The organism is Chitinophaga rhizosphaerae (genome assembly GCF_003958645.1).
GTDB lineage: Bacteria > Bacteroidota > Bacteroidia > Chitinophagales > Chitinophagaceae > Chitinophaga > Chitinophaga rhizosphaerae.
Window position 1 is genome coordinate 1 of the sequence record NZ_RXLO01000003.1, and the last position, 23,426, is coordinate 23,426.

The following is a 23,426-nucleotide window of genomic DNA, read 5'->3' on the forward strand; positions in this document are numbered from 1 at the left end:
ACATAAGACCACATTTAAGTTTAAGATACCTGACACCAACTCAGGCACATGAAAAATCCCTGGCCGATGAAAACCAGGGATCAATTAATCCAGTTTAAAACCGTCAACTTATTCTAGGACGGGACACACAAACGGGCCCTGTTGCCCGAGTTAACCCACAGATGCGGACCGTTGAAAAACGGACCCCTCATCCATTGTTGTCTCCCGGCGGCGCTGCATATGACAACCGCCGCAGTTTTGCCTGATGTGAGCACCGGAGGCAGGCCGTTCTTACCGGAACCGCCATAAGCCAACCTTCCGGGCAGTTAAACCCGGCGGCGGCCCCCGCACTTTCGCGTGCGGGGCCGTCCGCGAGGCAAAATGGACCTTCGCCGTTTCCCGCAGTACGCATTACTGCCGTTAACCCGGACCCCTGGAAACAACTTTTCAAGCCCGAACGATTTTTTTTTGGCAGAAATACCCCTTGTTCCCGGCGCTCCCGGATCCCCGGAGCGGCGCCCTGTACGCAGGTCTCGTCCTGATTTGTACCCTATACCTACCATGCCCCGTGCATTTTCCCGGGGCGGCGGCCGGCACTGATCCGCCGGGTTGTCCGGACCAGGCATCCTCCTTTCAACCTGGTCCGGCCCGCCGCCTCCTTAAATTATCCTTAAACCCCAAAAAAAAAATCTATAAAGTCTATTAAAATTGTAGGAAAATGGTATTTTTGAATTCCTTAAACAGGATTTGATATGAGTTTAAGACTTGGGGACGCTGCTCCCAATTTCACGGCAAAGACCACCATTGGAGAAATCAATTTTTACGACTACCTCGGCGACAGCTGGGGCATTCTCTTCTCCCACCCCGCAGATTATACCCCGGTTTGTACCACCGAACTCGGTAAAACTGCGCTCCTCAATGGCGAATTCACCAAGCGCAACGTAAAAGTGCTCGCACTCAGCGTTGACCCGCTCGATAAACATAAAGGCTGGATCAATGATATCAACGAAACGCAAAACTGCAACGTCGATTTCCCGATCATCGCCGATGAAGACAAAACGGTGGCCAACCTCTACGGTATGATCCACCCCAACGCTTCCGAAACTTTCACCGTGCGCTCCCTCTTCGTGATCGGGCCCGACAAGAAAGTGAAACTCACCATCACTTATCCCGCATCCACCGGCCGCAACTTCCATGAAGTGCTCCGCGTGATCGACTCCCTGCAACTGACAGCCAACTACAGCGTTGCCACACCGGCAGACTGGAAAGACGGTGAAGACGTGATCGTAGTTCCGGCAGTGAAAACAGAAGATATTCCGGCGAAGTTTCCCAAGGGCCACAAAATTATCAAGCCCTATTTGAGAACAACTCCGCAACCGAATAAATAATCTACCTATCTTTGCCCGCGAAACGGAGCTTCCGTCTCAACCTGCGAAAGCGATTCTCTTCCGGCAAGGAAGTACAACATATTGGAGCGAAGACCTTGTAAAATAAATGATTACAAAGCTTTACTCCTGAACCTTTTTTTTAATGGTTGGTTTTTGATTTTACGAAACGGGGATTTTTCCCCGTTTTTTTGTGCCCAGCCGGCAAAAAAAAGAGGCTGCCGACCCGGCAACCTCCCGTTTATCAATAAAATAGCTGTTAATTACTGCACACGAATTTTGCGGCGATCTTCCACCATGCCGTTGAATTTCTCTTCCCCGGCGGCCTGAGACCGTATTTCGTTGGCGTTTACCGACCGTCCGTTGATCATCACGGTAGCAGCGGCCGCTCTTCCTCCGGCAGTGCCGTAATAAATGTAATCCAGCGCGGCTTTGAGGCTTTTTTCCTCCGGGTCGCCAAAATCCAGCGGGATGTAATCCTGTGCGGCGATGTCGGGTGTCATGCCGGAATAATAGTCGCCTGCTCCCAGGGCGTTCTTGCTGGAGAATTGCGCCATATACACGGTAAACTTATCGATCCCGATCCCGAAAAATCCGACGGGCTTGCCGTAGGTTTTAACGCCCACGGTACGCACGGTCACATTCGCCGGCCAGGCTTTAAAGGAGTTGATGACCAGTTCACTGGCGGATGCGGTAGTGCCGGTAACGATGAACACGATTTTCTTCGCCGTGGTCAGCGGACCGGCTTTATCGAAGAAATAGGTATTCCCGTTCTCCGTGAAGTCGAGATCCGCGTATGTCAGCGCTTTTGAGCCCTGGTAAACCTGCTGGTAATTGGCGTCGAGGTAAGGGATCGCCTTGAGGATGGGGGCTTTGCTATTGCGGACCAGCTCGTTGTACACCTGCTTGTACATCACTTTCGTCTGCATGCCAGATGGGGCGAGCAGGTTGGTGAGGTATTCCGCCGTGGCCACGTAACCGCCGCCGTTGTACCGGAGGTCTACCACCACCGAGTTCGCACCTTTTGCGGCAAATTCCGCGAAAGCCTTATCCAGTGAAGGTTTGGCTACGGTTAGACGGGAGAAGTGCCCCAGCACGAGGTACCCCGTCACATTGCCGTTTACGGGGCCGAACGTTTTCCAGGTCACGACGGGGTCGTTTTTATAGGCCGCCTTGTTGATCGTGACGGTAACGGGCGTGGAGGTATTCGGCTTGGTGAAGGTCAGTTTCGCCGTGGCGCTGTTCATGAGCGAAGTAGCACCCGATTGCGATGTGGGCGGGGCGCCGTCGTTCACCTTGGTGATGAGGCATCCGCGGGTGATCCCGGCTTTGTCGGCCGGGGAGCCCTTTTCCACATTGCGGACATATAGATAGGTAGTGGGGTCGGAGCCGAAAGTAACGACGGCGAGAACAAGGCCGAGATCGTTCCCGTCGCCCTCCAAATCTACCGACGCTTTGATCCCTCTCGCCAGGTTCCCTTTTTCCACATACGAGAACTTCGACCTGCTGGGTGCGGGCGCGTAATATTCGAATGGTTTGCTGGTGGCGGGGTCGTTTTTCAGCTGGGTGATTTTATATAACTCTTCGGTGAGGCTGTTGAAATCGTCGGACCCGGCATATTGGCGCGGATTAAAGGATTCGTAAGCGGGGATGGCATCGTACCACAGGTAAGTCTCTTTTGCGTAGAGGTACAGGGAATCGAGGCTAAGTTGCAAACGCGTGCCGTTCGTGGGGGTGGTGGGCGGAGGATTGCCACCGCCTGGACTGGGGTTTCCGCTTTTTTTACAGGAAGCCAAAGCCGCGATACCCACGAAGGCGGCTGCTGCGATCTGGAGCTTGATCATAAATACAAAGCAGTTTGTTGGTAATTTACGCGAAAACACCCAAATGCAGTTACATCCGGGTGTTAATGTATTGAAAACGGAAAATCGTTGAATTAGTTGTGCTGCGGCTTCCTGTGCTTGCGGAGCTGTTGCAGAACTGCTTGAATATCTTTGGGTAAGGGTGCTTCCAACTCGACGGTTTCCCCTTTTTCATCGACGAATTTCAGTTTCCAGGCATGCAGGGCGAGCCTTTGGAGGAGGGGGCGCTCTTCTTCGGTGAATTTACCCAGCCTGAATTTCTTCTTGATGGTGGAAAGCAGCACCGGAGTTGCGGTCCCGTACAGCTCGTCTACCGCAATGGGGTGGCCTAAATGTTTCATGTGCACACGGATCTGGTGCGTACGGCCCGTATGGATCCGGAAGCGCACGAGGCTGTACAGCCCGAAAGCCTCCTCCACACGGTAATCCGTCAAAGACGGGCGCCCTTTGGCATTGGTGACCATCTTGCCGCGCTGCACCGGGTGCTCCATGATGCCCGCGTTCACACTGCCTTCCGGGAGGGCCAGTTCCCCGTTCACCAGTCCCAGGTAATACTTCTCCACTTCCCGCGATTCGAACAGCTGGGACAGGAATTTATGGGTGGTTTCGTTTTTGGCGAAGATCACCAGGCCGCTCGTATCCCGGTCGAGGCGGTGAACGATGAAAATCTGTCCGTATTTCTTTTTCAGCAATCCCGAAAGCGAAGCCAGCTCGTTATCGTGCCGGTCGGGGATGGTCAGCAATCCCGAAGGTTTGCTGACCGCCACAAAATCGTCGTTCTCGAATATGATCAGGGAATCGATGTGCATATCCGCAGCCGTTATTTGAAATGTTTGAGGAGGATCACTTCTTTTTCAGAAAGGAAGCGCCATTTGCCGCGATTGAGGTTCTTTTTGGTGAGGCCCGCGTACATCACACGGTCGAGCTTCTCCACTTTATAGTCGAGATGTTCGAAAATGCGGCGCACGATGCGGTTTTTACCGCTGTGGATCTCGATCCCGATCTGGGCGCGGTCTTTCGTGTCTACCCAGGCCAGGCTGTCTACCGAAGCCAGCCCGTCTTCCAGTTCCAGGCCGCCGAGGATGCGCTCGAAATCGGCTTTGGTGAGGGGTTTGTCCAGCTCTACATGATAGATTTTCTTCACGTTGTGCCTGGGATGCGCCAGTTTCTGCGCCAGCTCGCCGTCGTTGGTGAGCAGCAGCAGGCCGGAGGTATTCCGGTCGAGGCGGCCAACGGGGTAGAGGCGCTCTTCGGCCGCGTCTTCCACCAGTTCCATCACGGTCTGGCGGCCTTCGGGATCATCGGTGGTGGTGATGTATCCTTTGGGTTTGTTGAGCAGTACGTATACGAGGTTTTTCTGGAGGTGGATGCGCTTGTCGTTCAGTTTCACGGATTCTTTCCCCGTTACCTTGAACGCCGGTTCAACGATCACTTCGCCGTTTACCGTCACTTTCCCTTCCTTGATATAATCCACGGCCTTTCTGCGGCTGCAGATGCCGCAATGCGCGATGAATTTGTTGAGGGGCATATCGCCGCCTTCTATTTCCACCGGAGCCTCTACCGCAATGCGTTTGCGGGTGCTCTTCGGTTTGTTGGATTTGGAACCGTGCACCGCAGCCTTGCGCTCGCTCTTGCGGGGGCGGGGCTTGTCGCCGCGGAGTTCTTTGTACGACTTCTCATCGGCGATCTCGCCAAACGATTTGTCTTCTACGATGTCTTTCGGGTCTTTCGGTTTGCCTTTGCGGGAACGCAGTTCCTTGAATGGCGCACCGTCTGCGAATGCATGCTGGAAGAGCTTGTCGCCCGGTTTCACTTCGCGCTCCTTTTTAGGTTTGCGCTCGCCGTCTGCCGGGGCGGTTTTATCGAAAGTAGTGCCGTCTTTTTTAGCGCGGAAAGGTTTGTCGCCGTTTTCTTCGCGGGAACGGAAGGGTTTGGCGTCGCGGTCGCCGAAAGATTTACGGGGCGGTTTGTCTCCGAAGGATTTGCCTTCCTTGTCGCCGCCGAAAGACCTGCGGGGTTTGTCGCCGTTTTCTTCGCGGGAGCGGAAGGGTTTGGCGTCGCGGTCGCCGAAAGATTTACGGGGCGGTTTGTCTCCGAAGGATTTGCCTTCCTTATCGCTGCCGAATGATCTGCGGGGTTTATCGCCGAAGGGTTTTCCTTCTTTATCGCCGCCGAAAGTTCTTTTGGGTTTGTCGCCGAAGGGTTTTCCTTCTTTGTCATCCCTGTCGCGGAAGCTTTTACCGGCGGGTTTTGCGTCGCCGGAGCGGGTAGATTTACCGCTTTTGTTTTCCTTGAACGGTGTGAAGCCTTTGCGGGGCGGTCTGCTTTGTTTCATGTGTTATGTAGTTTGCTGCATTCCTGCAGTATGTTTTATGCTTTGTTGGCGAGCTGTCCGCACGCTGCGTCGATATCTTTTCCGCGGCTTCTCCGCAGGCGGGCGTTTACCCTGTTTTTGCCGAGATATTCCATGAATGCGGCGGTTTTTTCTTCGGAGGGTTTCTGGAAACGGGCGTTGTCGATCGGGTTGTATTCGATGATGTTCACCAGGTCTACAGGCACCTGCCGGTAAATCTTGATCAGTTCGTCGGCATCTTTCAGGGAATCGTTGAAGTCTTTGAAAAGGATGTATTCGAAGCTGATCTCGTTTTCGGTGGCCTTGTAGAAGTAATTGAGCGCTTCCACGAGGTTTTTGAGGTTGTTGGAATCGTTGATCGGCATGATCTCGCTGCGTTTCTGATCATTGGCGGCGTGGAGGGAAAGGGCGAGGTTGAAGCGCACCTTGTCGTCTCCCAGCTGTCTGATCTGTTTGGCAACGCCGGCGGTGGAAACGGTGATCCGTTTCGGGCTCATGGCCAGGCCGTCGGGCGAAGTGATCATTTCGATGGATTTCAGGACGTTTTTATAGTTGAGCAGGGGTTCGCCCATGCCCATATAAACGATATTGGTCAGTTTTTTACCGGATGATTCGAGGGACTGCCTGTTGATGAGCGCCACTTCGTCGAAGATTTCGTCGAATTCGAGGTTGCGTTTACGGTCCATAAAGCCCGTGGCGCAGAATTTACAGCTGAGGCTGCAGCCCACCTGGGAGGATACGCAGGCGGTTTGACGGCTGGCCGTGGGGATGAGGACCCCTTCCACCAGGTACCCGTCGTGCAGTTTGAACCGGCTTTTGATGGTACCGTCGGTCGACAGCTGGGTAGCGTCCACCGTTACGGCAGGGAATTCGAACCTTTCCTCCAGCGCGGCGCGCAGGGGCTTGCTCAGGTTGGTCATATCCCCGAACCCGGACGCCTGTTTGGTCCAGATCCACTCATACACCTGCTGGGCACGGAACGGTTTTTCCCCCATCTCTCCGAACACCTCCCGCAACTGGGGGAGCGTCAGTTGCCGGATATTTTGCTTCCTCGTCATCGGGCAAAGGTACGTCCGATTTTCCGATTGCCGAAAAGCGCGGCGTTGAGATTTGCCGCCCCCGCGGAGATTTCCGGAACCCGCCCCGGCCTGGCCTATTCGTTTGTGTGTGTGGTTATCCCGACCGGAAGCCATAAATTCGCAATCTTAACCTGAAGAAAAATGCAAACTGCTTATATCGTGGACGCGGTCAGAAGCCCTATAGGCCGCTATGGTGGCGCACTTAGCACTATCCGGCCAGACGATCTCCTGGCGCTGATGCTCAAGTCGCTCCTCACCCGGAACCCCTCGGTAGACCCTGCTGCCGTGGAAGACGTGATCGCCGGGGCTACCAACCAGGCCGGGGAAGACAACCGCGACGTGGCCCGGATGGCCGTGCTCCTCGCCGGAATGCCCGTTTCGGTAGCCGGCAACACCGTCAACCGCCTCTGCGCCTCCGGCCTCCAGGCCATTATGGACGCCGCCCGGGCCGTGATGGTCGGGGAAGGGGACGTTTACATGGCCGGCGGCGTGGAAAGCATGACCCGCGCGCCCCTCGTAATGCCGAAGGCCGACGCCGCCTTCAGCCGCAAAACCGAAATCTACGACTCCACCATCGGCTGGCGCTTCACCAACAGGAAGCTCGCCGACGTCTATTACCCCTTCTCCATGGGCGAAACCGCCGAAAACGTGGCCCGCGAATGGAAAATCTCCCGGGAAGACCAGGACCGGTTCGCCTTCGAAAGCCAGTCCAAATACAAACAGGCCCATCTGAACGGTATCTGGCAGGATGAGATCATTCCCGTGGAAATCACGCCCAATAAGGAAGACAAGGTGGTTTTCTCCAAAGACGAGCATCCCCGGGAAACGTCGCTCGACAAGCTGGCGGGCCTTCGCCCGGCGTTCGCAAAAGACGGGACGGTCACCGCAGGTAACTCTTCCGGGATCAACGACGGTGCTTCCGCGGTGCTGATCGTGTCGGAAGCCGCGCTGAAACGTTTCAACCTCACGCCCATTGCCATGGTGCGGGGCATGGCCGTAGCGGGGGTAGACCCTGCCATTATGGGCGTAGGCCCCGTGCCATCGACCGTTAAAGCGTTGAAACGCAGTGGTATACGTGCTTCCGACCTGGACGTGATCGAGTTGAACGAAGCGTTCGCTTCGCAGGCGCTGGCCTGCATCCGCGAGCTGAACCTCGACCCTTCGAAGATCAATTTCAACGGCGGTTCCATCGCCATCGGCCATCCGCTGGGCTGCAGCGGCGCGCGCATCACCACTACCCTCATGCACGAAATGAAGCGCCGCGCCGGCGTAAAGTACGGCCTGGCCACGATGTGCGTGGGCGTTGGGCAGGGTGCCGCTATTGTCTACGAAAAAGTCTGATCCCGGAGGTCCCGGGTTTCCCCATACCCGGCCCTGCCGGCGCTTCCGCCCGGCAGAGCCCCTACAGTTGCCATGAAAAGATCCGATTACGCCCTTGGCTACGCCATGGCCCTTTTGGGCGCCATGATGTTCAGCGCCAAGGCAATTTACGTGAAGCTCATCTACCGGACGGAAGCCATCGATGCCATTTCTATGCTGGCGCTGCGGATGTCTTTCGCTCTCCCTTTTTACATCATCACCGCTATTTTCCTTTTCCGCCGAACCGGCAACGTGAAGCTTACGCCCAAACAATGGGTGTGGGTGGGCGCGCTGGGGTTGCTGGGGTATTACGTGAGCAGTTTGCTCGATTTCATGGGCCTGGCTTACATTTCGGCGGGGCTTGAAAGGCTGATCCTCTTCCTGTACCCCACATTTGCGCTGGTGATCGGGGCGGTGGCTTTCAAGCGGAAGATCACCAAAACGCAATATTGGGCCCTGGCCATCGCGTATGCGGGGATGCTGGTGGTGTTTGCGGGAGATGTGCGGCAGGAATGGAGCCCGGGCGTGATCACGGGGTGCCTGCTGGTGCTGGGTTGCGCGGTGACATATGCTTTTTATATTGTTGGCGGCGGGGAAGTGATCCCGAAAGTGGGGTCGATGAAGTTTACGGCGTATGCGCTGTGCTTTGCCTCGCTGGGGATCTTCGCGCAGTATTTCGTGACCCACGGCGCGGAGGTGCGCCATTTCAGCGGGGAAACCTACTGGCTGTGCTTCCAGATGGCGATCGTTTCCACCGTCATACCCACATTCCTCACCAGCGAAGGCATCCGGAAGATCGGTCCGGGGAACACGGCGATCGTGACGAGCATCGGGCCGGTGGCCACCATCGTTCAGGCGTATATCTTTCTGGGAGAGCCGATCACCTGGGAGCAGCTGGCGGGAACGGCGCTCGTGCTGACGGGGGTGCTGATGATCGGGAAGGGGAAATAAAAAAACGAGCGGTTAGACTTACATCTTACCGCCCGTTTATGGCAAGCAAAAAAAGGGTATTACAAACAAATCTGTTTTTCCGTCATCATCTTCCGGAGATTGATCAGTCCGTACCGCATACGGCCGAGGGCGGTGTTGATGCTCACCTGGGTGAGGTCCGCGATCTCCTTGAAGCTGAGGTCCGCATAATGGCGGAGGATGATAACTTCCCGCTGTTCTTCGGGGAGCAGGTCGAGCATGCGGCGCACGTTGTGATGGCTTTGCCGCGTCATCATTTTCTCTTCCGCACTCGGCTCGCTGAAGTTCAGCACGTTGAAAATATCTTTGTCGTCTCCGGTTTTGATCACCGGCGTTCGTTTTACTTTCCTGAAATGGTCCACACAAAGGTTGTGCGCTATGCGCATCGCCCAGGGCAGAAATTTTCCTTTCTCTGTATATCGCTCGGCACGAATGGTATCGATTATCTTGATGAAGGTGTCCTGGAAGATATCTTCGGCAAGAAAAGTGTCTTTTACGAGTAATACGATAGAAGTGAAAAGTTTGTCCTTATGACGGTAAACCAACTCCTCCAGAGCGGAAGCATGGCCCTTTTTGAACAGTGCGATGAGTTGTTCATCGTTCATCTTGTACATTACTTGCATATACGTCTACCAATAGCGGTTAGTAAATAGTACGGACGTTGCCGTCAGTAGGTTGTTTAGTAGCGTAAAAGTCGAGCGATAATGTACAATTTATAGTTATGAAAAGTTAACCGGGATTGACTAGGTATAAGTTGCCGGTCAATGCAAATATAACGGAATAGTTGAATAAAACAACAAGCTTCCTGTAAAATACCCGTTAATGCGTACATTTGTAATCCTTATGTGCGCAAAAGTCAAATCCAAGGAAAAAACCATTGAACGTGAACCAGTTATAGCTCCTGACGAGATATTTATCAAGGGAGCGAGGGTACATAATCTGAAGAATGTCAGCGTCTCCATCCCCAGGAACCAGATGGTGGTCGTTACGGGCGTCAGCGGCTCGGGAAAGTCGAGCCTTACGATGGACACCCTTTACGCCGAAGGCCAGCGCCGTTACGCCGAAAGCCTCAGCGCCTACGCCCGCCAGTTCCTCATGCGGATGAACAAACCCGACGTGGATTATATCAAAGGTATATGCCCCGCCATCGCCATCGAGCAAAAGGTCGTAACCCGCACCCCCCGCTCCACCGTTGGCTCCATGACCGAGATTTACGACTATCTGCGCCTGCTGTATTCCCGCGCCGGGCAAACTTTTTCCCCCGTTTCCGGCCAGCTCGTCAAAAAACACGAAGTAGCCGATGTGGTGGATTACATCTCCAAACTCCCCCACGGCGCCAAGGTCCAGATCCTCGTGCCCTTCCGCCAGCATGCCAACCGCCAACCGCTGGAAGAACTGGGTATCCTCATGCAGAAAGGCTTCTCCAGGCTTTACGCCGGCGGATCGCTCGTCCGGATCGAAGAACTCCTGGAAGAAAAAGCCCCCAAAATAGCGGCAGAAACCTTCGTGCTCATCGACCGTATCGTGGTCAAAGACTTCGAAGAAGACGATAAACACCGCATCGCCGACTCCGTTCAAACCGCTTTCTACGAATCCGAAGGGTATTGCACTCTGGAAGTAGATGGTAAACTGGGGCCCGTGTTCTCCAACCGGTTCGAGCTCGACGGCATCCAGTTCGAAGAGCCCGTGCCCAACCTCTTCTCCTTCAACAACCCGTACGGCGCCTGCCCCACCTGCGAAGGGTTCGGCCAGGTGCTCGGGATCGACCGCGACCTCGTGATCCCCGACAAGCGCCTCAGCGTGTTCGAAGGGGCCATCGCCCCGTGGCGCGGCGAGAAAATGGGCGAATACAAGGAAGCCCTCATCAAAGCCGCCCGCAAATTCAGCTTCCCCGTACATAAACCGGTCTCGGATCTGACCGACGAGCAGCTGGACCTCCTGTGGACCGGCAACGAGCACTTCTACGGCATCAACGAGTTCTTCAAAATGGTAGAGCAGAACCTCTACAAGGTGCAATACCGTGTGATGCAGGCCCGCTACCGCGGCCGGACCACCTGTCCCACCTGCAACGGCGCCCGCCTCCGTAAGGAAGCCACGTACGTGAAAGTGAGCGGCAAAGGCATTTCCGAACTGGTGGACATGCCCGTGGAAAAATTGAAAGTATGGTTCGATAACCTCGAACTGAGCGAATATCAGCAGCAGGTGGCCAAAAGGATCCTCATTGAGATCAATCACCGGCTGAAAACTTTGCTGGACGTGGGATTGGGGTACCTTACCCTCAACCGCGTTGCCAATACCCTCTCCGGTGGCGAGAGCCAGCGCATCCAGCTGACACGCACCCTGGGCAGCAACCTCACCAATTCCCTCTACATCCTCGACGAGCCGAGCATCGGCCTCCACGCGCGCGACACGCACCGGCTCATCCGCGTGCTGCATGAACTGCGGAACCTCGGCAATACCGTGGTGATCGTGGAGCACGACGAGCAGATCATGGAAAAGGCGGACTACATCATCGACATGGGCCCGCTGGCGAGCCACCTCGGCGGTGAAGTCATTTTTGCGGGAACGTATCCCGAGATCCTGAAAGACGGGAAGAGCCTCACCGGCAAGTATCTCAGCGGCCATTACCGCCTGGAGCCGCCGGCGCACGTCCGCAAATGGAAACGCTCCATCCAGCTGGAAGGCTGCCGGCAGAATAACCTGAAGAACGTGGACGTGGAGTTCCCGCTGGGGATCTTTACCGTGGTCAGCGGTGTGTCGGGATCGGGGAAAACCACGCTGGTGAAGCAGATCCTCTACCCGGCGCTCATGAAGCTGAAAGGGGAATTTACCGACCGGGTGGGCCAGTACCGCGTTATGAAGGGCGATATGGACTACATCACGCAGATCGAGATGGTTGACCAGAACCCCATCGGCAAATCGAGCCGCTCCAATCCTGTTACCTACATCAAGGCATACGACGAAATCCGCGACCTTTATTCCCGGCAGCAGCTAAGCAAAATGCGCGGTTTCCAGCCGAAACATTTCTCGTTCAACGTAGATGGCGGGCGATGCGATACCTGCAAGGGCGAAGGCGAGGTGATCGTGGAAATGCAGTTCCTGGCGGATGTTCACCTTACCTGTGAAACCTGCGGCGGAAAGCGCTTCAAGGACGAAGTGCTCGAAGTGCAGTACAAGGGCAAGAATATTTACGACATCCTGGAACTGGGCGTAGACGAGGCCATCGAATTCTTTAAAGACGAAAAAGACGTGGTGTCGAGGATCAAACCCTTGAGCGACGTGGGTTTGGGATATGTGAAGCTGGGCCAGTCGAGCGATACGCTTTCCGGTGGCGAGGCGCAGCGTGTGAAGCTGGCGTCGTTCCTGGGCAAGGGCAAGGCGCAGGGGCATATCCTGTTCATTTTCGACGAGCCTACTACAGGGTTGCACTTCCACGATATCAAGAAGCTGCTGGATTCATTCAACGCGCTGATCGACCAGGGGCACAGCGTGCTGGTGATCGAACATAACCTCGACGTGATCCGCTCGGCCGACTGGGTGCTCGACCTGGGGCCGGAAGGGGGCGAAGGCGGGGGGAACCTGCTGTACGCCGGCGTTCCGGAAGGATTGAAGAAAGTGAAAGAAAGCTATACGGGGAAGTTCCTGTAAGCGCAGCATATGTAATTGGAAAGGCCGGTTGATCGATTCAGCCGGCCTTTTGTACGTTAATACAGCATGTGTTTCGGAGCTGGAAATCGATCGTTCCGCCCCCTAATGGTACGGTTCGGCTACGGTTCCAGTATAGTATCCGTATTGAGGGGGTACTGCATCCCTATGGTATGTATATGTTCCGGCTGCTTTTTCCAGGAAGAAAACGATATTATTTTACCGTTTGGTAGCAAAAGGAAGCCCCGGCTTTGGGCCAGGGCTTCCATGAAATATGCCATCGCGGATCAGCGGAGGCGGTCCAGCGATTTGATGAGCTTTTCGTCTTTGTAAATCCCCCGTGCCGCGAGGAACAGGCACACGATGATGACCACCGGCAGGAACGCGGGAATGAGGTACGATCCGCGGATGCTCACGGCGCCGTCTGCCGCCAGTTTCTGCGCGCTTTCCCCGATCTTCAGGTAAATGAGCGCCAGGATGCCTACGGAAAGGAGGAGGTTCACCACGGTGAGGCGGAATTGCAACTTGCGGTTTTTATAGAGGAAGATACAAACCGCAGACAGGAGGATGCCGATGATCAGCAAAATGAAAACCATGTAGTTGGATGTGGCATTGAAAATGTCCACGCCTGCAGTGGCTCCTTTTGTGTAGGTGGCTTTCCAGAGATCGAAGCGGGCTACGGCTACGCCGGCGATAGCGGCAAGGAGGAGCCAAAGGCTTTGTATGCGTTGTATCATATTAAAAGCGAATGTTTAACAGCGTAAAAGTAAGTAAATTTAAGGAACAATGGGGTGGCCTTTCGGGCCCGTTCGCCGCGAAGTCCGTATATTGCAGCCCCAATTACAATCTTATATGGCCAAGAAACTGAACAAGCAGGACGCCCTCGACTACCATGCGAAAGGGCGCCCCGGCAAAATCGAAGTCATCCCGACCAAAGACACCAAGACACAATGGGACCTTTCGCTCGCCTATTCCCCCGGCGTGGCGGAGCCCTGCAAGGAAATCGCCAGAGACGTGGAGAATGTGTACAAATACACCGCAAAAGGAAACCTTGTGGCCGTTATCAGTAACGGTACCGCAGTGCTCGGCCTGGGCGACATCGGCCCCGAAGCCGGCAAGCCCGTGATGGAAGGAAAAGGCGTACTGTTCAAAATTTTCGCAGATATCGACGTTTTCGACATAGAACTGAACACAAAGGACGTTGACGAATTCGTGCGCGTGGTGAAGGCCATGGAGCCCACTTTCGGCGGCATCAACCTGGAAGATATCAAAAGCCCGGAATGCTTCGCCATCGAAGACCGCCTGAAAAAGGAGCTCAAGATCCCGGTGATGCACGACGATCAGCATGGTACCGCCATCATCTCCAGCGCCGCGCTTCTCAACGCCCTCGAGCTCGTGAAAAAGAAGATCGAGAAGGTAAAGATCGTGGTGAACGGCGCCGGTGCCGCCGCCATGGCCTGCGTTCGCCTCTACGCCTCTCTCGGCGCAAAACCCGAGAATTTCATCATGTTCGATAAAGACGGTGTGCTCAACAAACAGCGCACTGACCTCGACGATATGAAAAAGGTGTTTGCCACCAGCACCAAATTCACCACGCTCGCAGAAGCCATCAAAGGTGCCGACGTGTTCGTAGGCTTGAGCATCGGCAACGTGGTAACGCCCGAAATGGTACAGAGCATGGCCAAGAACCCCATCGTGTTCGCCATGGCCAATCCCGATCCCGAAATTTCCTACGAAGCCGCCACCGGCGCCCGGAAAGACGTGATCATGGCCACCGGCCGTTCCGATTATCCCAACCAGGTGAACAACGTACTGGGCTTCCCTTACATCTTCCGCGGCGCCCTCGACGTGCGGGCCACGCAGATCAACGAAGCCATGAAACTGGCCGCGGTGCGCGCCTTGGCGGAACTGGCCAAAACCCCCGTTCCCGATATCGTGAACCTCGCGTACAACGAGCGCAACCTCGTTTTCGGGCCTGCTTATATCATTCCCAAACCGCTTGACCCCCGCCTTCTCAGCACCGTAGCGCCCGCAGTGGCCAAAGCGGCCATGGAAAGCGGTGTGGCAACGGCGCCCATCACCGACTGGGAAGCCTACGAAACGGAACTGAACAACCGCCTCGGCCTCGATAACCAGCTGTTCCGCATGATCGGTTCCAAAGCCCGGAAAGACCCGCGCCGCGTGGTTTTCTCCGAAGCGGACAATATCAAGATACTCAAGGCGGCACAGGTGGTGGCCGACGAAAATATCGCCATCCCCATCCTGCTGGGCAGCGAGAAAAAAATCCGGTATCTCATGGAAGAGAATTCCATCGAGATCGAAGACGTCATCATCATCGACCCGAAAAGCGACGAAATGGCCGACAAGCGCCACCATTTCGGGGAGCTGTTCTTCAAGAAGCGCCAGCGCAAAGGTCTTAACCTGTACGAAGCGAAGAAGATCATGCGCGAACGCAACTATTTCGGTTGTATGATGGTGGAAACGGGAGAAGCGGACGCCCTCATCTCCGGCCTCACCCGAAAATACCCGGACACTATCCGCCCGGCGTTGCAGGTGATCGGTATGGAACCCGGCGCCAAACGCGTGGCGGGGATGTACATCATCCAGACCAAGCGCGGACCGCTCTTCCTCGCGGATACGACTGTCAACCTCAACCCCACGGCGGAAGAGCTGGCCGAGATCACGCTGATGGTAGCCAAGGAAGTGAAGCAGTTCAACATGACGCCGCGCATCGCGATGGTATCCTATTCCAACTTCGGATCGAGCCAGACGCCGGAAGCGCAGCTCATGAGCCGCGCCCGCGAAATCGTGAAACAGAAAGACCCGACGCTCATCGTAGACGGAGAGATCCAGGCGGCGATGGCGTTCAACAAAGCCGTGCTGAAAGAGAACTACCCGTTCTCCGAACTGATCGACGGTGACGTGAACACGCTCATCTTCCCCAACCTCGCCGCCGGCAACGTGGCCTACAACCTCCTGCAGGGCGTGGCCGGGTTCGACGCCATCGGCCCCATCCTGCTCGGTATGAAGAAGCCCGTGCACATCCTGCAGCTGGGCTCAACGGTAAGGCAGATCGTGAACATGGTACTGATCGCCGTCGTGGACGCACAAACGAAATGCTGCAAGGAAGTGGAAACCACCGGCAAAAAGAAATGATCAAGTGTAAAATAATGACACGGGAAAGCGGGCTTTATGGCCCGCTTTTTTTTTGAGATCCTCATGGAGGAAAAGCTGGAAAAGGAACAGGAGGAAGCATGACGGTGAGGGCCGGAACGCCGGCATTTACTATCTTGCACCCGGCCGGATATCTATACCCGGTAGCGATATGAAAAAACTACTGTTCACACTGCTGTTCGCGGGCGCCGCGCTGGGCGCCTCCGCGCAGGAATCCGCCAAATCGATCAAAATCCGCGTGCTGTTGAGCCTCAACGGCACTTCGCGCGTGAGCATGAACGCGGTCCAACAGATCATGGCGCAGTACCGGAAAGCTTATCCCTCGCTGGATACGGCCGTCTGGAAGCGGATAGAGGGGTATTATAACGAAAAAGACCTCACCAACCTGCTGGTACCGATTTATGAGCGGAACTTCTCCGAAACCGAAGTGGACGAGATTATCTATTTCTATAAAACCGACGTAGGCAAAAAGATGGTGGAGAAAATGCCGCTCATCACCCGGCAGTCGCAGGAAGCCGGCAAAATCTGGGGCGAGCATATCGCCGCCAAAATCCAGAAAGACATCGAAGCCGCATCGAAATAGCCGCCAAAGCCGGATAATTCGTAATTTCCGGCATGCAATCCATCTCCCGCAAAAAGATTTTCTTCCCGCTCAACCCGGCGTTCAGGAACTACCTGAGGCTGTATGAGCGGGAAATCAAACTGCCGGTGTCTTACGAAGAGCTGAAGTATTACGAATACGGCATCCCGGTGTACGACAAGGAAGGCAAAGACACGCTTTGGGAATCCGTCATGTACCCGCAGAGCATGGTGCAGCCCATCCATGCGGGCCTCAAGCGCATTTATTCCATCCTCAAGGCCGGGGGAGACCAGGCCGCCGAAGAGCACCTGCACATCGAGCGGATCGACTATTGCACCTTCGGGAATTCCCACCCATTCCGCATCAAGATCGTCAACAATTACAACGAGGTATACGACTATTTCTACATCAAGATAGCCGATGCTTCGCGCATATACGGCCTCGAGCTGGAGCATATCCTTTCCCCGTACTGGATGAACTTTCTCGTAGACGGGAATACGCTGGTGGAAGAGCACATCGCCGGCGTTCCGGGGGATCAGTTCGCCAAAGACTGGCTGCACCGGCCGGAGTTCAACCCCAGGCGTATCGCGAAGGAATTCGTGAAGTTCAACGAGCGCTGCTTCGTGCGGTTGCTGGGCGATATGCGGTCGTACAATTTCATATTCGACATCACCCCCGATTTCGACGACGTGCAGTTCCGCATCCGGGCCATCGATTTCGACCAGCAGTTTTACGAAGGGAAGAAAACCCTCTACATGCCGCAGTTCTTCAAGGAAAACAGGGTGTTCGTGGAGCTGGCGATGAAGCACCTGAACGCGGAAGTGGTAAAGCAGTACCAGCAGGAGGAGCGGTCGCTCATTGCCCGGCGGATCAAGGCGCAGCGGCACCGGATCAAGGATTTGCGGGATGTGATCATGACAGACCGTGTGTCCTTCCCCGGTAAGATCAGGCAATTGGGCGAGGAGCTGGCGGAGCATTACCGCGACCCCGTTTTTGCCCGGTGCAAAACGATGGGTGAAATTATCGAGCGGAGTTTGAAGCGGCTTCTTGTGGGGAGTTTGCGGTAAGGGGGGCGAAGCAATGTATTTTCCCAGTATCTTTGACAAGTTATGGAGTTCAGGTTTTTTTATCATTTCGGCAGGTTTTTGCTGATGTTGAAAGGGATGTTCTCCCGCCCGGAGAACATGCGGATGTACTGGAAGGAGTTTATGAAACAGTGTGTGGACATCGGGATCGGGTCCCTGGGCATCGTCGTGATCATTTCCACGTTCCTCGGTGCCGTAACCACGGTGCAAACGGCATATCAGCTGGTGAGCGGGTTCATTCCGAAGTCGACCATCGCGATGGTGGTGCGGGATACGATGATCATCGAGCTGGCGCCCACCATGATCTGTATCGTGCTGGGGGGCGTTGTGGGGTCGAAGATCGCGTCGGAACTGGGGAACATGCGGATTTCAGAACAGATAGACGCGCAGGAGATCATGGGGATCAATACCAAGGCCTATCTCATCGGTCCCAAGATACTCGCCGCGCTGCTCACGATCCCTGCGCTGGTGGTGATCGCCGCCTTCCTGGGGATTTTCGGGGGGCTGGAAGCCGGTAAGCTGAGCGGCATCCTTTCGCATGAACAGTTCATGGAAGGGCTCCGCAGCTCGTTCGACGGCTACAACGTATTCTTCGCCCTGAGCAAATCCTATACTTACGCCTTCATCATTTCCAGCATTCCGGCCTATTACGGATACCATGTGCAGGGTGGCGCCCTCGAGATCGGAAAAGCCAGCACCACCGCGGTGGTGATCAGCTGCGTGATGATCCTTTTCGCCGACTATGCCCTCGCAGCCATGCTGCTGTAACCCATTAACCGAGAAGAACGATCTATGATAGAACTGAAAAATATCCGCAAAAGCTTTGGAGAAAAGGAGATACTGAAGGATGTGTCCGCCACGATGGAGGCAGGGAAAACCAACCTCATCATCGGTGCCAGCGGCAGCGGCAAAACAGTGCTCATGAAATGCATGGTGGGCTTGATCCCGGTCGATAGCGGCCAGGTGATTTACAATGGGGAAGACTTCACCGCCATGGACGATAATGCGAAAAAGCCCATCCGCCAGGCCATCGGCATGCTGTTCCAGGGCTCCGCGCTCTTCGATTCCATGACCGTGGAGCAGAACGTCATGTTCCCGCTCGATATGTTCTCGACCATGAGTTATAAAGACAAGCGCAAGCGGATGCAGGAGTGCCTGGACAGGGTGGCCATCAAAGACGCCAATAAAAAATTCCCGGCCGAAATCAGCGGCGGGATGAAAAAACGGGTGGGCATCGCCCGGGCCATCGTCCTCAACCCGAAATACCTGTTCGTGGACGAGCCCAATTCCGGCCTCGATCCGCAGACTTCCCTCGTGATCGACAAACTCATCAAGGATATTACGATCGATTATAATATTACGACCGTGGTGAATACCCACGACATGAATACCGTCATGGAAAGCGGGGACCATATCGTTTACATGCACCAGGGGAAGAAGCAGTGGGAAGGCAGCAATGAAGACATTATTTTCAGTGAAGACAAGCTGCTGAATGATTTTATCTTCGCGTCCGAATTCTTCCAGGACATCAAGGAAATGCGGAAAACGGAAGCTTTCCGCGACAAAAAATGGCGGCATAAAGGGGGAGAAGCGGGTAACAAATAGTTAATATTCCTCAACTAAAGCGGCTTTCCTTTTCTTTTTAGCCGCAATCCGTTATTTTTGCCCCACTTTATCTAAAAAATAATTAAATCAGACGCGATGAGTGTTTTAGTTAATAAGAACAGCAAAGTGATCGTGCAGGGATTTACCGGAACTGAAGGTACTTTCCATGCCACACAAATGATCGAGTACGGCACCAACGTGGTAGGTGGCGTAACGCCGGGTAAAGGCGGCAGCTCCCACCTGGAGCGCCCTGTGTTCAATACCGTGGCAGACGCGGTGAACGCTACGGGAGCGGATGTTTCCATCATCTTCGTACCGCCGGCATTCGCTGCTGATGCGATCATGGAAGCTGCTGACGCGGGTATCGCGCTGGTGGTATGCATCACCGAAGGTATTCCCGTTCAGGACATGGTGAAAGCCAAAAACTACCTCAAAGCACACAATACCCGCCTGATCGGCCCCAACTGCCCGGGCGTTATTTCCGCTGAAGAAGCCAAAGTAGGCATCATGCCCGGCTTCATCTTCAAAAAAGGTAAAGTAGGTATCGTATCCAAATCCGGTACGTTGACTTACGAAGCGGCAGACCAGGTGGTAAAAGCCGGTCTGGGCGTTTCCACCGCCATCGGTATTGGCGGCGACCCGATCATCGGCACCACCACCCGCGAAGCGGTAGAACTGCTGATGAACGACCCCCAAACCGAAGCCATCATCATGATCGGCGAAATCGGCGGTTCCATGGAAGCGGAAGCTGCAGAATGGATCAAAGCCAATCCGCACAAACCCGTTGTAGGCTTCATCGCCGGCCAAACCGCGCCTCCGGGCCGCCGTATGGGCCACGCCGGTGCCATCATCGGTGGTGCAGACGATACTGCCGCCGCTAAAATGAAGATCATGCGCGCCTGCGGCGTTCATGTGGTAGACAGCCCCGCAGATATCGGCAAACGCATGGCAGAAGTACTGAAAGGCGTTCCCGCTTAATCTCCCGGTAATTCATACCTTATATATATCCCCGTTGCGGCACCGTGACGGGGATTTTTTTGCCCTTACCTTTGCAGCGGATTTATGGGAATAGTCGATTACATACTCGTAGGCCAGGGCGTGGCCGGTACCCTGCTGGGCTGGGAAATGCAGCAGGCAGGGCTCACGATCGCGCAGTTCGACGATGGGCGCGCCGATGCCGCGTCCCGCCTCGCAGCGGGCATCATCAATCCCGTTTCGGGACGGAAGTTCGAAGTGTCGTGGCGGTACGACGCCGTATACCCCCGGGCCCAAGCCACCTACAGGGCCATGGAAGCGGCTTTTGGCATTCCGGTGTTTACGGAGCGCGATATCTGGAACGTGTGGACCTCCGCCCAGATGCGCGACGCCTTCGCCGAACATCCCTCGCCATACGGCATCGTCTCCCCGGCCCCGCGGTACGCCGGTCTCCTGGAAGCGCCCTTTGGCGCGGGGATCGTCAAGGGCGCGAACGTAGACCTGGGAACGCTGCTGCCCGCCTGGGCCGCCCATGCCGGGGTGCGCCGGGAAACGCTGGAAATCCCATCGCTCAAACTGACGGATAAAGGCGTGGAATACAAGGGATTGGAGGCGAAAGCGGTGATCTTCTGCGAAGGGGTCGCTTCCCCGCAAAACCCATGGTTCGGCAAGCTTAAATTCCTTCCCAACAAAGGGGAAGCCCTCATCGTCCGCCTCCCGTTCGATACCACAGACATCATTAAAAAAGGCATCACCCTCGTACCCCTCGGCGATCAGACCTTCTGGGCCGGCGCCACGTTCTCCTGGGATTACCCGGATACTTCGCCCACCGCGGAAGCCCGCGCCCACATCGAATCCCAGCTCCGGCAACTGCTGAAAACGGACTTCGAGGTCATCGGCCATAAAGCCGCCGTTCGCCCCTCCGGGCCAGACCGCAGGCCCATGGCGGGGTTGCACCCGAAGTTCCCGCAGGTCGGGATTTTCAACGGGATGGGCTCAAAAGGCTGTTCCCTCGCGCCCTGGGCTGCCGCGAAATTCGTGGGGAACCTGGTGAAAGGAGAGGAAATGCCGCCGGAAATAGACATTACACGGTTTTTTAATGCCTTGCGGTAGCATTTCCCGCGGGCTTTCTTATCTTTGACCTCCTTTATTAAAAGACAGCAAACAATGTATAGATCGCATACATGTGGAGAATTGCGCATGGAACATGTGGGCCAGCCGGTAACACTGGCCGGATGGGTGCAGACCGTCCGTAAGTTTGGTAGCATCACTTTCGTAGATCTGCGCGACCGCTACGGCATCACGCAGCTGCTGCTCGGCGAATCGCTCAACGCCCAGCTCGATAATCAGCCCATCGGACGCGAATTCGTGATCCAGGTGAAAGGCAACGTCACCGAGCGCACCAACAAAAATCCCAACATCCCCACCGGTGATATCGAAATCACCGTTTCGGAATTTAAAATACTCAACGGCTCCAAAACACCGCCCTTCACCATCCAGGATGATACCGACGGCGGCGATGAACTGCGCATGAAATATCGTTACCTCGATCTTCGCCGCAACATCGTTAAACAAAACCTCACGCTCCGCTACCGCGTAAACCGCGCTGCCAGGAACTTCCTCGACAGCCGCGGGTTCATGGAAGTGGAAACGCCATACCTCATTAAATCCACTCCGGAAGGCGCGCGCGACTTCGTGGTGCCCAGCCGTATGAACCCCAACCAGTTCTACGCCCTGCCACAGTCGCCCCAAACCTTCAAACAACTGCTCATGGTGAGCGGGTACGACCGGTACTACCAGATCGTGAAGTGCTTCCGCGACGAAGACCTCCGCGCCGACCGTCAACCCGAATTCACCCAGATCGACTGCGAAATGAGCTTCGTGGACCAGGAAGACGTGCTGGGCAATTTCGAGGAGATGACCAAACACATCTTCCGCGAAATTAAAGGCATCGAGTTCAACGAGCCTTTCCCCCGCATGACCTGGGAAGATGCGATGAAGTATTACGGCAACGACAAACCCGATATCCGTTTCGAAATGAAACTGGTTGACCTCGGCGAAGTGGGCCGTGGCAACGGTTTTAAGGTGTTCGACGATGCAGAACTGGTTGTCGGCATCAACGTGACCGGTTGCAGCGAATATACCCGCAAGCAGCTCGATGAGCTGACCGAATGGGTGAAACGCCCGCAGATCAGCATGAACGGCCTCGTTTATATCAAGCACAATACCGACGGTTCCCTCAAATCGTCTGTCGATAAGTTCTTCAACGAGCAAGCCCTGAAACTGTTCGCAGACCAGTGCCAGAGCCAGCCGGGCGATCTCATCCTCATCCTCGCCGGTAAGGAAGAGCGCACCCGCAAAGCCATGAGCGAGCTCCGCCTCGAAATGGGCGAGCGCCTCGGCCTTCGCAACAAAGACGTGTACAAGCCCCTGTGGGTGATCGACTTCCCGCTGTTCGAATACGCGGAAGAAGAAAACCGCTGGGTAGCCCGCCACCACCCGTTCACGGCACCCAAGCCCGAGCATATCCACCTGATGGACGACCTGTCCCAGTACGCGAAGATCAAGGCGAACGCTTACGACATCGTCCTGAACGGCACCGAAATCGGCGGCGGCTCCATCCGTATCTTCCAGCGCGACCTGCAGGAGAAAATGTTCTCCGCCCTCGGGATGAGCAAGGAAGAGGCAGATCACAAGTTCGGGTTCCTGCTGGGCGCATTCGAGTATGGCGCACCTCCGCACGGGGGGATCGCTTTCGGGTTCGACCGCTTCTGCTCCCTGCTGGGCGGCAGCGAAACGATCCGCGACTTCATCGCTTTCCCGAAAAACAACTCGGGCCGCGATGTGATGCTCGACGCACCGTCTTCTATCGACCAGGTCCAGCTCGACGAACTGGCCCTGTCGCTCGTGAAAAAGTAATTGTAAACTGACAGCTATTACCTTATGAAAGCCATATCCGCAAAGGGTATGGCTTCTCTTTTCAGCACACAGAATATGGAAACGACCATTCAAACCATCGCCGCCATACAGCAACTCAGCCTCGCAGACCAGGGCATTTACCAGTTGCGTTTCAATTTCGAAGACGAGTCTATCGCCCTCACTTTCGCCGTGTACGACGAAAAGTCGGACGAAGACCGCCTGTATCCTTTTGTGTTCGATCAAACCGCTGATTTACAGCTGGATATGGACCTTCGCTCTTTTTACAACCTCCAGATCGAAACCTGTGAACTGATCCATCTCGACGATGGCCGTTACTGGCTGAAGATGGTAGTGTACCAGGGGCACGGGCTCCGCACGGGCCATCTGAACTTCACATTTGCAGACTGCGCGCAGGACGAAGCCTGACATTATTTTCTCCATTTCGGAAGAAATCATG

19 protein-coding genes are annotated in these 23,426 nt (G+C 55.3%); 13 read left to right on the forward strand and 6 right to left on the reverse strand.

Going from position 1 to position 23,426, the window contains the following annotated elements; genetic code table 11:
* Nucleotides 1–731 precede the first annotated feature (731 nt).
* Nucleotides 732–1,367: a peroxiredoxin gene (locus tag EJ361_RS07190; protein ID WP_126244807.1), complete on the forward strand. Its 636-nt coding sequence runs from the start codon at nt 732–734 to the stop codon at nt 1,365–1,367.
* 260 nt (nt 1,368–1,627) lie between these two features.
* Here the strand turns inward: EJ361_RS07190 and EJ361_RS07195 are convergent, their stop codons facing one another.
* The 4 genes from EJ361_RS07195 to rlmN form a co-directional block, all read right to left on the reverse strand.
* Entirely contained in the window at nt 1,628–3,208 is a 1,581-nt protein-coding gene (locus EJ361_RS07195; protein WP_126244809.1) for a S41 family peptidase, read from the reverse strand.
* Nucleotides 3,209–3,300: 92 nt separating this feature from the next.
* Nucleotides 3,301–4,035 (reverse strand): RluA family pseudouridine synthase, encoded by a 735-nt coding sequence (locus EJ361_RS07200; protein ID WP_126244811.1) that lies wholly within the window; start codon nt 4,033–4,035, stop codon nt 3,301–3,303.
* A gap of 11 nt (nt 4,036–4,046) precedes the next feature.
* The gene (locus EJ361_RS25860; RefSeq protein ID WP_126244813.1) at nt 4,047–5,561 is read right to left on the reverse strand and encodes a pseudouridine synthase; all 1,515 of its coding nucleotides are present in this window, start codon (nt 5,559–5,561) and stop codon (nt 4,047–4,049) included.
* Nucleotides 5,562–5,596: 35 nt separating this feature from the next.
* Nucleotides 5,597–6,637, reverse strand: a complete 1,041-nt coding sequence (gene rlmN, locus EJ361_RS07210; RefSeq protein ID WP_126244815.1) for a 23S rRNA (adenine(2503)-C(2))-methyltransferase RlmN — start codon at nt 6,635–6,637, stop codon at nt 5,597–5,599.
* A 162-nt stretch (nt 6,638–6,799) separates the two neighbouring features.
* On the opposite strand from rlmN, the gene EJ361_RS07215 reads away from it, so the two are divergent.
* Together EJ361_RS07215 and EJ361_RS07220 are read left to right on the forward strand one after the other, a co-directional pair.
* Nucleotides 6,800–7,999: an acetyl-CoA C-acyltransferase gene (locus EJ361_RS07215; protein ID WP_126244817.1), complete on the forward strand. Its 1,200-nt coding sequence runs from the start codon at nt 6,800–6,802 to the stop codon at nt 7,997–7,999.
* A 72-nt stretch (nt 8,000–8,071) separates the two neighbouring features.
* Nucleotides 8,072–8,968: a DMT family transporter gene (locus EJ361_RS07220; RefSeq protein WP_126244819.1), complete on the forward strand. Its 897-nt coding sequence runs from the start codon at nt 8,072–8,074 to the stop codon at nt 8,966–8,968.
* Between the two features lie 59 nt (nt 8,969–9,027).
* Here EJ361_RS07220 and EJ361_RS07225 read toward each other — a convergent pair whose 3' ends face one another.
* Complete coding sequence (locus EJ361_RS07225) at nt 9,028–9,609, reverse strand: RNA polymerase sigma factor (RefSeq protein WP_205686951.1); 582 nt, start codon at nt 9,607–9,609, stop codon at nt 9,028–9,030.
* Nucleotides 9,610–9,808: 199 nt separating this feature from the next.
* On the opposite strand from EJ361_RS07225, the gene uvrA reads away from it, so the two are divergent.
* Nucleotides 9,809–12,634, forward strand: coding sequence for an excinuclease ABC subunit UvrA (gene uvrA, locus EJ361_RS07230; RefSeq protein WP_240646571.1), 2,826 nt, complete (start codon nt 9,809–9,811; stop codon nt 12,632–12,634).
* A 284-nt stretch (nt 12,635–12,918) separates the two neighbouring features.
* On the opposite strand, the gene EJ361_RS07235 is transcribed toward uvrA, so the two are convergent.
* Complete coding sequence (locus EJ361_RS07235) at nt 12,919–13,368, reverse strand: DUF4293 domain-containing protein (RefSeq protein ID WP_126244821.1); 450 nt, start codon at nt 13,366–13,368, stop codon at nt 12,919–12,921.
* A gap of 115 nt (nt 13,369–13,483) precedes the next feature.
* On the opposite strand from EJ361_RS07235, the gene EJ361_RS07240 reads away from it, so the two are divergent.
* The 9 genes from EJ361_RS07240 (at nt 13,484) to EJ361_RS07280 (ending at nt 23,395) form a co-directional block, all read left to right on the forward strand.
* Entirely contained in the window at nt 13,484–15,787 is a 2,304-nt protein-coding gene (locus EJ361_RS07240; RefSeq protein WP_126244823.1) for an NADP-dependent malic enzyme, read from the forward strand.
* A gap of 169 nt (nt 15,788–15,956) precedes the next feature.
* Nucleotides 15,957–16,388, forward strand: a complete 432-nt coding sequence (locus EJ361_RS07245) for a DUF2059 domain-containing protein (protein ID WP_126244825.1) — start codon at nt 15,957–15,959, stop codon at nt 16,386–16,388.
* A gap of 32 nt (nt 16,389–16,420) precedes the next feature.
* Complete coding sequence (locus EJ361_RS07250) at nt 16,421–17,452, forward strand: hypothetical protein (RefSeq protein WP_126244827.1); 1,032 nt, start codon at nt 16,421–16,423, stop codon at nt 17,450–17,452.
* Between the two features lie 42 nt (nt 17,453–17,494).
* The gene (locus EJ361_RS07255; protein ID WP_126244828.1) at nt 17,495–18,238 is read left to right on the forward strand and encodes an MlaE family ABC transporter permease; all 744 of its coding nucleotides are present in this window, start codon (nt 17,495–17,497) and stop codon (nt 18,236–18,238) included.
* A gap of 24 nt (nt 18,239–18,262) precedes the next feature.
* Complete coding sequence (locus EJ361_RS07260; RefSeq protein ID WP_126244830.1) at nt 18,263–19,075, forward strand: ABC transporter ATP-binding protein; 813 nt, start codon at nt 18,263–18,265, stop codon at nt 19,073–19,075.
* Nucleotides 19,076–19,171: 96 nt separating this feature from the next.
* The gene (gene sucD, locus EJ361_RS07265; RefSeq protein WP_126244831.1) at nt 19,172–20,053 is read left to right on the forward strand and encodes a succinate--CoA ligase subunit alpha; all 882 of its coding nucleotides are present in this window, start codon (nt 19,172–19,174) and stop codon (nt 20,051–20,053) included.
* An 84-nt stretch (nt 20,054–20,137) separates the two neighbouring features.
* Nucleotides 20,138–21,163: an NAD(P)/FAD-dependent oxidoreductase gene (locus tag EJ361_RS07270; protein ID WP_126244832.1), complete on the forward strand. Its 1,026-nt coding sequence runs from the start codon at nt 20,138–20,140 to the stop codon at nt 21,161–21,163.
* A gap of 54 nt (nt 21,164–21,217) precedes the next feature.
* The gene (aspS, locus tag EJ361_RS07275; protein WP_126244833.1) at nt 21,218–22,969 is read left to right on the forward strand and encodes an aspartate--tRNA ligase; all 1,752 of its coding nucleotides are present in this window, start codon (nt 21,218–21,220) and stop codon (nt 22,967–22,969) included.
* A 48-nt stretch (nt 22,970–23,017) separates the two neighbouring features.
* Entirely contained in the window at nt 23,018–23,395 is a 378-nt protein-coding gene (locus EJ361_RS07280) for a hypothetical protein (protein WP_126244834.1), read from the forward strand.
* Nucleotides 23,396–23,426: the final 31 nt, after the last annotated feature.